Genomic DNA, 13,680 nt, shown 5'->3' with positions numbered 1-13,680 from the left:
TTTAAAATTAAGAATTAATAGTCACTCCATTTCTCTAATGTTTTCTTATCATAGCAATCATCGTAATCGTTTAAATATACTAAATTATTAGCGACTGCAATAGTTACAGCACCGCTTCCTGAAGCACCCCAGCTACTGCCGTATCGTATAAAAACTGGCTGCTCTTTTGATCTCTTAAACTGATATGTAGCATCTGCCCAAGTGGCATAGTCTTGGTCACAAGATGATGCAATTTTAATTATTTCCCCCGAACCAAAAAGCTTATTTATTTCACTCTTGGAAGGATTTCCCCCTTCGTTTTGAATCATTATTTCGATATTGGTGATGAAAGTTCTAGCACCATTGACATTTATTTGAGTATAGCCAATATTAGGATTTTTACTATTCCCTACTTTGGTTGTGCCTACCATAGTACTGTCATGTGCTCCCGATTCATAATACGGCCATTCCCATTCGATGCCTTGAATCTTCTCTACATCCTCCCAACCATTTACATTGTATTCAACATTTTTAGGAATGGCTATCACATCAATGATAGAAGAAAACTGTGCAGAATAAGCAGAGGCTGAGAATGTAAGAGCTGTAGTAGCGAAAGCTAGTAATAAAGTTTTACTTGCCATAAAAATTCCTTTTCAATAGCATCAAAATTAGGGCGTGTCCCTAATTCAGTTTGCAGTGGATCATAGTACAAGCCAAATACAGCATAGACTTATAATTTCGAGCTAGTTTTTCGTAGCGAGTCGCAATACTACGAAAGTGTTTTAGCCTTGCAAACGTGTTTTCAACTAAGTGTCGTAGCTTGTATAAATAGTGATCAAACACTAGGTCTGGTTGCTTAGCGTTTTTTCTTTTAGGGATGACAGGGCTTATGTTGTCTTGCTTTAGCCTAGTTCTAATGGTTTCAGAATCATAAGCTTTATCAGCAATAAAGTAGGTCGCATCCGTTAGCATCTCTATAATGTCATCTACCGCTTGGCTGTCGTGGACATCACCCCCAGTGATTTTAAAATCAATCGGGTTTCCATGCGAATCGACGGCGAGATGAATCTTAGTGGTGGTTCCACCTCGTGACTTTCCGGTAGCTCGAAGCTCTCCTCGTCTGGCGCCGCTTGAATGCTGATGACAGCGGATGTAGCTTCCATCTGCGAATATCCATTCTTCATCAATACTTGCTCGTAGGTCAAAAAAAATTGCTCCCACAAACCCTTTTTCGACAACCTATTGAAACGATTATAGGCAGTTTTCCAAGGACACAGTTCACTCGGTATGTCACGCCATGGCGCGCCTGTACGAAGTTTCCACAATATGGCTTCCATAACTTGTCTGTCGTTTTTCCAAGTATGACAGCCATGAGCTTTCATGGTACTTTGGAGTTGTTCCCATGTATTATCTGTGAGCACTGTTCTTGCCATATGTAGAGGGCCATGTTTGAAGTAGTCTCTATATTTTAAGGCTTTTGAACTTACTTTTCCAGATTAGGGACACGCCCTAGTTCAAGATAAAATACACCCTACAAAAAAGCAGCAAGATAATCTACCTTGCCGCTTTGACAACTTCTAACCTAAGTTTTAAATTCCTGCCGCAACCTCAGCCCCATCTCTTATAGCACGCTTAGCATCCAACTCTGCCGCTAGCTTTGCACCACCGATTAGATGATATTGTGCATCAGGTGCATCACCAACATTTGGCATCAAATCCACGACTGATTCTTGACCAGCACAAACGACGACGCTATCGACACGCAATAGCTGGCTTTGACCTTGATTATTGGTGATCCAAACCCCTTCATTGGTAATTTTATCGTACTGAGCACCCGATACTTGGATAACGCCATGCGATTTGACATGGGCGCGATGTACCCAGCCAGAGGTTTTATTCAAACCACTGCCCAAACGGCCTTTGGTACGCTGCATGAGATAGACTTGGCGGATAGGTTTAATCGCTTCAGGTTTAATCAAACCGCCTTCGCTTTGATAGTCAGTATCACAGGTTACGCCCCATTCTTCACGCCACTCGTCGATAGACTGGGCTTTTGGACGGTAACTTGGGTCTTTTAATAACTCAGGACCTAGCTCATCAAGCGGTTGACCATGCTTAGCCGTGAGGTACTCACTGACATCAAAACCAATACCGCCAGCACCGATGACGGCAACCGTATCGCCGACGGATTTTTCACCAGAGAGCAATTCAGCATAGCTCATCACTTGTGGTAAATCAGCACCTTCCAACTTACCTGCTAGGCTTCTCGGCACGACACCGGTTGCGACGATGACGTGATGGAACTTAGCTTTCTCGAGCATCGCTTTATCAACTTTGGTATTAAGCTTAACTTCAACGCCTAAATGCTCAAGCTCATTGATATAGTAGCGTATAGTCTCAAAAAACTCTTCTTTACCAGGGATGACTTTGGCGTAGTTAAACTGTCCACCCAGGATATCTTTGGCTTCAAATAATGTCACATCATGGCCGCGCAAAGCTGCGACATGAGCGGCTGACATGCCAGCGACACCGCCACCGATAACCGCGACTTTTTGGGGTTTTTTAGCTTTCTTATAGACCAATTCCGTCTCATAGCAAGCTTGTGGATTGACCAGACAAGTCGAGCGTTTATTCTCAAAGGTATGGTCAAGACAGGCTTGGTTACAAGCGATACAGGTATTAATACGCTCGGCTTCACCATTTTTAGCTTTATTCACCCAATGCGCATCGGCTAAAAACGGACGTGCCATTTGAATCAAATCCGATTGACCGCTAGCCACAATTTTTTCAGCCGTATCAGGCATGTTGATACGGTTAGCTGCCATCACTGGGATACTAATATGCTTTTTAATCTCAGCGGTAAAGTCCACAAAGGCAGCACGTGGTACGCTAGTGACAATCGTTGGTACACGCGCTTCATGCCAGCCGATGCCGGTATTCATGATGGTCACGCCCGCTTCTTCTAACGCTTTGGCGACGATGATAACTTCGTCCATGACGTTACCGTCTTTGACCAAATCAATCACTGATAAGCGGAACAGGATAATGAAATCTTCTCCCGTCGCTTCACGTACGGCTTTAACCACATCAACCGGAAACTTCATACGCGCATGAATGTCACCGCCGTAAATGTCTTGGCGTTTATTCACATGACGAGATAAAAACTGATTGAGCAAATAGCCTTCAGAGCCCATGATTTCGACACCATCATAACCGGCTTGCTTGGCTAGACGTGCTGAGCGTGCAAAATCATTAACCGTTTGTTCAATGTTTTTAATGCTCATTTTGCGAGGTTTAAACGGTGAGATTGGCGACTTAATCGGGCTTGATGACACCACAAATGGATGATAGCCGTAACGACCACTATGTAAGATTTGCATAATCATTTTGCTGTCGTATTTATGCGCAGCTCGGGTCACCCGTTGGTGATTAAGGACATCCATTTTGCTATTCATGGTGCCGCCAGCAGGTAGTAGCCAACCTTCACGATTCGGCGAGATACCACCCGTAATCATCATTGCTGCGCCACCTTTGGCACGCTCAGCGAAATACGCTGCAAGCTTACCGTAGTTATAAAAGCGGTCTTCAAGACCAGTATGCATCGAACCCATAACCAAGCGATTTTTTAACGTGGTAAAGCCCAAATCTAGCGGCTCAAATAAATGTGGGTAATGTTCGTTGGTGCTAGCAGTTTCAATCGTATTGGCAGTGCGGCTGGCGGTCATGTCATTTTCCTTATGAATGGTTTACGGGAATGCTCTGTAGAAATGGTTATGCTGCGGGATTTAACATTATCGCTATCGTAACACACCGCTATTATCGTCAGCTATGCAGACAAGCGACTGATGAGTGAACACTATGTTCATCCTAACGATTAATAACATCTATTGACGGCATTGCTTTATATTACTTGGTTAAATAAACGCCACAAAATCTGCCCAATTTTTGCTTATGACTGTTTATAATAATCAGTTACTGATACAGTAGTTTCGATAAAACATGGTGTTATCGAATACCAGAATGACGATAAAGGACTATCTTAATGACTGACTTTCACACCGGTCTTGGCAAAAATGCTGCCAATCATCAACCGCTTACTCCTATTGATTTTATCATTCGCAGCGCGCAAGTTTATCCTCATAAGACTGCCATCATCTATGACGACCTAGAGCATAATAATCTGACCCAAAGCTGGCAACAAACTTACGATCGTTGTCGACAACTGGCGGACGGCTTGCGTAAATTGGGCATTGATAAAAATGATACCGTTGCAGTCATGCTGCCGAACACCCCAGCTATGGTCGAGTGTGCTTTTGGGGTGCCGATGTCAGGCGGCGTAATCTGTACCTTGAATACCCGTCTCGATATCAACGCCCTCACCTTTTGCTTGCAACATTCAGAAGCCAAAGTTTTAATTTTAGACAGCGAATTTGCTGAGCATGCTGAGATTATCAATGAAACCTTTCCCAACTTAATCGTCATTCATGCAACCGATGCTGCCGTCGATACCGAGCGTTTTGGGCAAATGACTTATGACGAACTTATTGCTAGCTCCGACAGTTTGGACAATTGGGAAAAACCTTTAGACGAATGGGACGCCATTGCCCTCAATTATACTTCTGGCACGACCGGCAAGCCCAAAGGCGTGGTCTACCATCATCGCGGTGCGACGCTCAATGCCATCTCTAACATTTTAGACTGGGACATGCCCAAGCATCCGATGTATCTATGGACGCTACCATTATTTCATTGTAATGGCTGGTGCTTTCCATGGACGATTGCAGAACGCGCGGGCGTCAACGTCTGTTTGCGGCAGATAAATGCTGATTTGATTTTGCAGGTGATTGCGAAGTATAAAGTCAGCCATTATTGCTCAGCGCCTGTGGTACACAATATGATTGCCAGCGGCAAACCTGAATATAAAGAGGCTATCACCCACGAAGTCAAAGGCTGGGTTGCTGGTGCGCCGCCCTCTGAAACGATGCTCGCTGCGATGGAGGAGATGGGCTTTCATATCTCCCACGTCTATGGACTTACCGAAGTCTATGGACCGGTCACTGTCTGTGCGGAGCAAGAAGAATGGAATGAGCTCGATGTTACCACCCGCGCCCAGAAAAAGTCACGCCAAGGCGTTACCTCCCATCTCATGACAGGGTTTGATGTGTTTAAGCAAGGTACGACTGAACCGGTTGCTGCCGATGGCGAGGAAATGGGCGAGCTGGCACTGCGTGGCAATATGGTCATGAAAGGCTATCTAAAAAGCCGTAAAGCAACCGAAGCTGCCTTTGCTGATGGCTGGTTCCGCACGGGTGATTTGGGCGTTAAATACCCTGATGGCTATATTAAAATCATGGATAGGCTCAAAGATATTATCATTTCAGGTGGTGAAAACATCTCCAGTATTGAAGTCGAAAACGTCCTATATAAAATGCCAGAAATTCAAAGCTGTGCTGTCGTTGCCGCACCGCATGATAAATGGGGTGAAGTACCGGTTGCCTTTATCGAGATTTATGCTGGTAGCACCTTGCAGCGTGATCATGTGATGGAGCATTGCAAGCAGCATTTAGCAGGCTTTAAAGTGCCTAAATATATTATCTTTGCTGAAATACCGAAAACCAGCACAGGTAAAGTGCAGAAGTTTGAACTACGGCAAGCCGCCAAATCACTGGCCCATGAAACGCCAAAAGTAACGACAAGCACAAAATAACTCATCGGTTAATCACTAATACGTTTCTCAGATATTAGTGATTAAGCACAAAAAAGGTCAGACTAACAAACTTAGGCTGACCTTTTTTGTGTACTTAAAACTTTAAACTCATTATTTATCAGCCAAGCTTAGGCTCAAGCCATTGATAGATTAGCATACCCACTATCATCGCTGGGATAAAGACATAAGCCTGCCATTGACCTGTTCCTAGCAATACAATACCAGGACCAGGGCAAATACCCACCAAACCCCAACCAATACCAAATAGCATCGCGCCGATAAGAAGTTTTTTGTTGATGGTGGTTTTGCTTGGCATCTCAATTAATGACCCAATCCAGCTGGTCTGTTGGCGCTTAGCCAATTGTACACCCACAATTGCCACCATTAAGCCGCCGCCCATCACCAGTGCAAGTGAAATATCCCAAGCACCAAACACATCTAAAAATCCTTGTACTTTGACAGGATCGGTCATACCCGATATCAGCAGTCCAAAGCCAAAGAGTAAACCTGCCAGCAATCCAATTATATTTTTTAGCATTATTATTTCTCGCACGTCATTTGTTAATCCAAGCTTTTATAAATAGTATCCAACGCTGTCTTAGCACTCTTAGCCATGCGCGACGCCATGGTTAAATCAAGCCCAAAACCTGCCGACCAATATAAACCGTCACAATACCAAAGAACATAAAGGTCACTGTCGCCGCCATCGAGCGTGGCGATAGGCGCGCATTACCGCAGATACCATGCCCACTGGTACAGCCCGAACCTAGGCGCGTACCAAAACCAACGAGCAATCCTGCACCAACCAATAATGGCAAAGAGGTGCTGATTTCTATATCAGGTAACGGTCTTATCAGACTATAGAGCACTGGCGAAACAACAAGCCCTAGTATAAATAGTATTTGCCACATCTCTACACTTTTGGGTTTTAACAAGCTTGAAAAAATGCCACTAATACCAGCGATACGACCAATACCTAATAGCAGGATAACAGTCGCCACGCCCAGCATCATTCCACCCACTAAGGAAATTGGCGTAAATGCTTGCCAGTCTATTTGTATACTCATAATGTTTACCTAAGCTTATTTTTATATAAAACCAATTTAAAATTCGTTTTATATAAATACATTATATTATAAAATATAATAAAAAGGTAAAAAAATACTGAACCTTGCGTATACAGGGCTCAGTATCTCTTTATTTGATTGCTGACTGCTAAATAAAGGTATTGGTTAATAAACGAGTCAACGAGTCAGCGACTCAAATTATTTCGCTAGCACTTCGTCAAGTGCTTTTTCAAAACGCGCTACTGCACCGTCAACGTCAGTCAGTTTATCTAAACCAAATAAACCTAAGCGGAAGGTTTTAAAATTATCCGGCTCACCGACATTTAGTGGTACACCAGCAGCGATTTGCATGCCCGCTTCAGCGAAGGCACTGCCTTTATGCATATCATCACGCTCAGTATAAGACACGACAACGCCTGGCGCTTCGAAACCTTTAGCAGCGACGCTTTCAATACCTTTATTTGCCAGTACTTTACGGATACGGTTTCCGAGTTCCCATTGTGCATCACACAATTTATCAAAGCCGATTTCTTTCGCTTCTAGAATGGTATCGCGGAATTGACGCAAGCTATCGGTTGGCATAGTCGCATGATAAGCATGACCGCCGTTTTCATACGCACGCATCACAGTTAGCCACTGTTTTAAATCAAGACTGAAGCAGTTAGATTCAGTGTTCTCTACTTTTTTGATGGCAGCGTCGCTGAGCATGACAAGACCTGCACATGGCGTGCTGCTCCAGCCTTTTTGCGGCGCACTAATAAGGACGTCAATGCCCAAGTCTTTCATATCGAGCCATACACAACCTGAGGCGATACAGTCGATGACTAATAAACCACCAACGCTATGTACTGCTTCGCTCAACGCTTTGATATAGTCTTCTGTCAAGATGATGCCAGATGACGTTTCGACGTGTGGCGCATAAACGACAGCTGGTTTGTCTTCTTTAATTTTGGCAACCGCAGTTTCAATATCAACTGGCGCAAATGGTTTTGGTGCATCGCCATCATCTTCACGCTCAGCCGTTAATACCGTAGACGATTTGGCAAATTTGCCTTTTTCCAAGATTTGCGTCCAACGATAGCTAAACCAGCCATTACGGATGATGAGGCAGTCTTCATCAATGGTCAATTGGCGGGCGACCGCTTCCATACCATAAGTACCAGACCCTGGGATAATGACCGCTGCTTCAGCGTTATAAACCGTTTTTAGGTTGCTCAATAAGTCATTCATCACCTCTTGAAAGGCTTTTGACATGTGATTAAGGGCGCGGTCGGTATAAACCACTGAGTATTCTAATAAGCCGTTTGGATCGATATCTTGACGTAATGCAGGCATAGGACATTCCTTGTTTGTTGTTAGACAATTTAATTATTTTTAAGTATTGGTTATAGCAAAAAAAACACTGTTTTAGCCAAATACCAATATAGATAGTATTAACTGGGTATTAATATTGAGTATGTATTAAGAGTTTGACGCAGGGTTGACGATATAGCGCTTTATCCTAGTGCTATTGCCGTTGATGGTGGTATCTTTTACGTCGTTGATGTTATTAAATTTTAAGCAAAACCGCATATGATATGCGCACCATTATCGTTGCTACGCGGTGGTAGGCTGATAATAATGGTCGTTGACAATTGATGAGTGGAACGGCGGTTAAAATAACATAAAGGCGCTAGCACGTTTAACGAATACCGCCAGCATATTCCAATAACCATTATCAATTAACCAATCAATCATCATCGCTTAATATAGTCATAACAGCTTGATATTAGCACTGATAATGCAGCTTGACAACGCATGTTTGCGTTAGGATAACACTTGTATAATTTATAGTTTGTCGATGAGGTTTATCGATAAATAGCAGCCGACTATCGGCGACCACGATGGGCGTCCTGTAGCCCTGATACCACAAAGTCGAGCAATTCATTATCTCCTTCGCGAGCCGCTTTACGCATCAGCTTCGATGGCGCATGGGTCAACGTTTGCGTCAGGCGGCGTGATAGCTCGGTGATAATATCTTCAGGACTGGTATTATCCTGCTGAAGCTTAGCAATGGACTCATGCAGTAGTTTTTCTACCTGATCCTGAGTACGTGCACGGTAGTGCTGAATATCCTTACCCACTTGGCGCACTTGAAAACGCCGATCCATCTCAACGACCAATTGGCTGACTAATAGCTCAGCATCTACTGCCGCTTGCCGTCGTTGTTCGATATTTCCCGCAATCACGTGTTGTAGATCATCAACAGAATAGAGATAGACATCATCTATCCGGCTAATCGTCGAGTCAATATCACGCGGTACGGCTAAATCAATCATCAACATCGGCTGATAGCGACGACTTTTTAACGCCCGTAAGGTCATGGTTTTATCAATTAAGATATCCATACTACCGCTACAGCTGCTCACAATATCCGCTTCTGCCAGTAATTGCGGTAGCTCTTGCAGAGGCCTCACATCCACGCGGCGGTTAGGATTACGTAGCTCAGCAGCTAAGGCTTCTGCACGTTCAGGATTACGGTTACAAATTATAACGCGCCCTACTCCAAGGCCAGCGATATGAGTCGCCACCAAGCGATTCATCTCACCGGCAGCAACCACCAATAAAGTTCGACTGGGCAAATCATCAAAGATTTGCGTCACCAGTTTAGCAGCAGCATAGCTAAGCGATACCGCTTGTGCGCCGACTTGGGTTTCATTACGCACACGCTTAGCAGCGGCATACACTTGATCGACAATCCAACCAAGCTGATTACTAAGTGCTTTTTGATCGTGCGCAAGATGTACAGAACGCTTGATTTGACCAAGTATCTGCGGCTCACCCAGTATCATAGAATCAAGCCCTGCAGCGACTCTAAGCCAATGCGTTAAGGCGTGAGTATCACGATGGACATACAAATAAGAGTCAATCTCGCTCAGTGGTAACTGCTTAAAGTCAGCAAGCCACGTTTTTATTTTTAAGATATGAGCGCTGATGGTAGCAGAAGAAAGATTGGCGTTGCTGCTCAGTGTATTCTCTGAACCAACCTCCGCTGTACTCTCTGTAACTTGTGAGGTTGAGTTTTGTGGGATTGAGTCTTGTGCTACAGCGTTTTCTGGTACTAAGTTTTGTGGTACTAGTGCATAAATCTCAGTACGGTTACAGGTGGAGACAATCACGCTACCGTCAGTAAAGCCTTGTAGCTGCTTGAGCGCGATATTCACATCCTCACCCACAAGTGCCAAGCGCTCTCGTAGAGCGACTGGTGCGGTTTTATGATTGACCCCGATGACCACTAATCTCATTATTGATAGACCATAAATATAACGTTTATCTGCCAGCCAAACGCTCTCAGCGCTTTTTTAAAAATATTAAAAAGCAGCTTTGAAGACATCGTTTTTTGGAGACATCGTTTTTAGCTTTGTAAGACACCATTTTTAAAAGACAGCTCTTGATAAATGTCTTTGAAAAATAGCCTTTAACAGAAATTCTTCACAGTAACATGCTAAAAAGCGCTCATTATATCATTATTGCCAGCTTTATTTAACACTCGCCTATACAAGGCAGCTATTTGTCTGTATTTGGGCGCACCAGTGACAAATCAACTGCTAGCATCAGTTCAATATAAAAGAGGTACGTTAAAAATAGCGTTATGCTGGGATAAATTTTCCTCGCTTGCTGTGCGCTTCGCACTCCAGAGGCTTCGCAGAATTTATCCCAGCAGCACTATATTCTTTTTAAATTGAATCAACTGCTAGCATCAGCTCAAAATTGAAATGGTTACTTATGTTGTTTATATAGTCAGCTTAAAACAAAATAGACCCACCCGAAATAGCGATTTACTGGTAAAAAACTTCCTCGATTGCTAATATTTAAGTAACACGGGCGCTCTTGTTTATATCCTCAATCTACTCTTATAATGTTCGATATAAATATTCATCACAGACATCTGATTTTAAAGCGATTGTAATTAAATTGCCTTTTTATGATGCAGACAATTTCATGGGTAAATAATAGGTAGACACTGCTAGCTATGGTTTTTTTTGGGTCATTATTTAGACAGCAACCTATGCATAACGCTCAATCCAGCCTCCGAGCTTTACTGCACGCCGTTATTGAGCGTCTATGCCAACGTTATAAGCTAGCTTTATCGCTGGCCATTTGTTTGTGCCTAGGATTACCTGCTCATGCCAACCATTCCAACCATTCCAACCATTCCAACAATGTAAGCGCATCATCAAACATAAAATTATCCGAAATCTCATCAGTCATCGCCAATGATACAGCTGTCACTGATAGCGCCTCTAGTAAAATGTTTAATAATAAAACGCTTGATACTCAAACTCAGGTAAATGAGAGTGTGACAGATGTAAATCGTTTGCCACCCAGCGAAGCGCCAGCTGATTTTAGCGAACCAAGCTTATATGCGCTTTTAGATGCAGAGTTTTCAGCAGATCGCGATGATACCGAAAGAGCCGTTACTATTTATAAACAGCAGTCTTTTAAACAAGACGCGACAGCGGTGTTTGAGCGGGCGCTAAGCTTATCGTTACGTTATGAAAACGTTGAAGATTCATTACAATTTGCCAAAACATGGCAAGACCAAAACCCAGATCACGTGCCCGCTTGGCTTTATGTCGCTCATTTGGCATTGCGGGCGCACGATTATGAGTTGGCGGGTGAGACCCTAAATCGTATCTTAAACTATGATCCTCGCGCCGACCTCAGTGAAATTCTTATCGGCATTTATCCAAACTCCGATGAGGACAGGCGCGAATTACTCGCAGCCTTACAGCCTATCGCCAGCGAACAAAACGCCTCGCTGTCAGTATTAAAAGCCGGTTTACTCTACCAGTTTAATGAGCCTGAGATTGCCCTCGTGCATATCAATCGGGCGCTTGAGCACCAACCGGAATATGTACCTTTTATTACCTTAAAAGCCGATATCTTGCGCAAAATCGAACCGGCGGAGGTAGTCGTTAAGTATGTCAGCCAAGCACGTCTACGTAATCCTGACAGTAAAAACTTATACCTATACGAGATTCGCTATTTACTTGACTTACAACAAAGCGAGCAGGCATGGCAACGCTTACTAGACGCCCACGAGCGTTTCGCTGATGATGCTGAGATTACCTTGTTAGCCGCGCTAGTCAGTTTGGATATTGAAAAGTATGACAGTGCCGACCAGCTACTTAATATGTTGGCCAAAAATACTGCTTACCTTGATCAAGCCTACTACTATCTTGGTATTAGTGCCGAGCGCCAGCAGCGCTTTGAGCAAGCCAAATACTATCTCAATGCCGTCATGCAAGAAGACTTGGTACTAGAAGCTCGTAGAAAAGTAGTGGCATTTGACTTACTCAATGACGATGTCGATGCCGCAATCGCCACTTTAGAAAAGCTGCGTAAAGATTTTACCGTGTTCGCACCTGATAGCTTTGTGCTACAAGCCGATATTTTATGGCAGCAAAATGAGCCTGAAGAAGCATTGCGTCTATTAACTCGGGCAGCTCGTAAGTACCCTGATAATGAGATGTTGCTATTCGCCCGCGCCCAGCTTCTTGATGATAAGGATGACTATATCGTTAAGCGCACCTTACTCAATCATTTGCAAACGCTCGATCCTACCAACCCGTCCTATCAGCTTAGTTACGCACAGCTACTGCTCGTCAATGAGCGTGGCTCTGAGCAAGGTTTGGCGCTGGCAACCGCTATTATACAGATTCGCTACGATGACCCACGTTACGACAATGAGCTGCATCTACAAGCGCTCAATGTGCTGGCAGGCAATGCGTTAGCCAATGAAAAGTACCAACAAGTCATCGACTACCTACAAACACCTTATGAGGTACTTCCCACCCTGCGCTCAGGAACTTTACTCCTACGCGCTTATCAAGGCTTAGGTGATGATGAAAAAGTCGAGATATTACTGGCCGACTTGCAACAGCGCTTCTCATTTGGACAGCACAATATCAATGACCGTATACAACTATACTAATGTACATATTGGATAAGCTATCTAGTTTTGCAGTGTAATCGAGTGATTTTAAAAGAGATGCAGCGCTGCGGGGATAAGTTTTTCGAAGCTTCTAGAGTGCGGAGCGCCCAGCAAGCGAGGAAAAACCATCTCAGCAAAGCGCTATTTATCGAAGCCTATAATTACAAGCCACTTATAAGAAGCTAACAGCCACGCATAACCGAGTAACAAATAACACTTAAGCTAACCTATTTTCTAAACAATAATTTTGCAAATTTGTCCATTTTTGAGGAAATATCATGTCAGTACTAACCCCTTCATATAAGAAGCATAATAAGTTAGCCCTATTCACCGCTATGACGGCAGCGATGCTAATCACGTCTGGCTGCCAATCAATGAAAACCGCTAATGCGACCAACCAGCCTACTACCACCGTACAAGGTCAAAACGCTGAGCAACCCAAAAAGCTTGAGAGCTTTAATATCACTGGTAAAATTGGCGTCACAACACCTGGCAATGACACAACCGGCACCCAAGGCGGCAGTGCATTCTATGCGTGGGGCCAACAGAATGACCGCTTTGCCATTGAGCTCATCGGTGCGCTAGGTATTGGTAAAACCAACATCGAATACAACGGTCAATCAGCGACTTTGGTTAGCGAAAAAACTGGTACGTTGACCGCGGATGATCCTGAAACGCTACTGAAAAAAGCCACCGGCTGGCAAGCGCCAATTTCACAAATGCCTTATTGGGTATCTGGTCGCCCAGCACCTTCAGATAGCGCGCCGCAACTCGACGCACAAAACCGTTTAATTAGTTCGGTAAATGGTGAGTGGCAAGCGAGCTTTAGTTATAAAGGCACAGATAAGCTACCGAACAAAATCAGCGCTGTTCAATCGCAAGGCAATAAAGTCGTCATGACGATTGACCATCAAAAATAATAGCGACACATAGGTTTGAGTGCTATACAA

General features: G+C 43.8%; 10 protein-coding genes. 3 read left to right on the top strand and 7 right to left on the bottom strand.

Annotated elements, in window-relative coordinates; translation table 11 throughout:
* Window positions 1–14: 14 nt before the first annotated feature.
* The 3 genes from EPB74_RS03915 to EPB74_RS03905 all read right to left on the bottom strand — a co-directional run bounded on the left by EPB74_RS03915 (window position 15) and on the right by EPB74_RS03905 (window position 3,704).
* Window positions 15–620 (bottom strand): hypothetical protein, encoded by a 606-nt coding sequence (locus tag EPB74_RS03915; protein WP_274902887.1) that lies wholly within the window; start codon window positions 618–620, stop codon window positions 15–17.
* Window positions 621–660: 40 nt separating this feature from the next.
* A protein-coding gene (locus EPB74_RS03910) for an IS5 family transposase (protein WP_274902886.1) occupies window positions 661–1,412 on the bottom strand; the annotation gives its coding sequence in 2 pieces (ribosomal slippage) (window positions 661–1,184 and window positions 1,184–1,412; 753 coding nt in all).
* 156 nt (window positions 1,413–1,568) lie between these two features.
* Window positions 1,569–3,704: an NADPH-dependent 2,4-dienoyl-CoA reductase gene (locus tag EPB74_RS03905; RefSeq protein ID WP_274902885.1), complete on the bottom strand. Its 2,136-nt coding sequence runs from the start codon at window positions 3,702–3,704 to the stop codon at window positions 1,569–1,571.
* A 317-nt stretch (window positions 3,705–4,021) separates the two neighbouring features.
* Here EPB74_RS03905 and EPB74_RS03900 point away from each other — a divergent pair, with 317 nt between their 5' ends.
* A complete protein-coding gene (locus tag EPB74_RS03900; RefSeq protein WP_274902884.1) occupies window positions 4,022–5,686 on the top strand; it encodes an AMP-binding protein in 1,665 nt (554 codons plus the stop codon).
* A gap of 118 nt (window positions 5,687–5,804) precedes the next feature.
* Here EPB74_RS03900 and EPB74_RS03895 read toward each other — a convergent pair whose 3' ends face one another.
* From EPB74_RS03895 to hemA, 4 genes are all read right to left on the bottom strand, one after another.
* A complete protein-coding gene (locus tag EPB74_RS03895; protein ID WP_274902883.1) occupies window positions 5,805–6,224 on the bottom strand; it encodes a DUF6691 family protein in 420 nt (139 codons plus the stop codon).
* 91 nt (window positions 6,225–6,315) lie between these two features.
* A complete protein-coding gene (locus EPB74_RS03890; RefSeq protein WP_274902881.1) occupies window positions 6,316–6,753 on the bottom strand; it encodes a YeeE/YedE family protein in 438 nt (145 codons plus the stop codon).
* 198 nt (window positions 6,754–6,951) lie between these two features.
* Entirely contained in the window at window positions 6,952–8,088 is a 1,137-nt protein-coding gene (locus tag EPB74_RS03885) for an aminotransferase class V-fold PLP-dependent enzyme (RefSeq protein WP_274902879.1), read from the bottom strand.
* 533 nt (window positions 8,089–8,621) lie between these two features.
* Complete coding sequence (gene hemA, locus EPB74_RS03880; protein ID WP_274902878.1) at window positions 8,622–10,037, bottom strand: glutamyl-tRNA reductase; 1,416 nt, start codon at window positions 10,035–10,037, stop codon at window positions 8,622–8,624.
* 764 nt (window positions 10,038–10,801) lie between these two features.
* Here hemA and EPB74_RS03875 point away from each other — a divergent pair.
* The gene (locus EPB74_RS03875; RefSeq protein ID WP_274902877.1) at window positions 10,802–12,730 is read left to right on the top strand and encodes a tetratricopeptide repeat protein; all 1,929 of its coding nucleotides are present in this window, start codon (window positions 10,802–10,804) and stop codon (window positions 12,728–12,730) included.
* A gap of 278 nt (window positions 12,731–13,008) precedes the next feature.
* Window positions 13,009–13,650: a lipoprotein insertase outer membrane protein LolB gene (gene lolB / locus EPB74_RS03870; protein WP_089555694.1), complete on the top strand. Its 642-nt coding sequence runs from the start codon at window positions 13,009–13,011 to the stop codon at window positions 13,648–13,650.
* Window positions 13,651–13,680 lie beyond the last annotated feature (30 nt).

Origin of the sequence: Psychrobacter sp. DAB_AL62B, assembly GCF_028895345.1 — a bacterium.
GTDB lineage: Bacteria > Pseudomonadota > Gammaproteobacteria > Pseudomonadales > Moraxellaceae > Psychrobacter.
The sequence above is the reverse complement of the archived record's forward strand: the minus strand, read 5'-3'. Positions and strand labels throughout refer to the sequence as shown.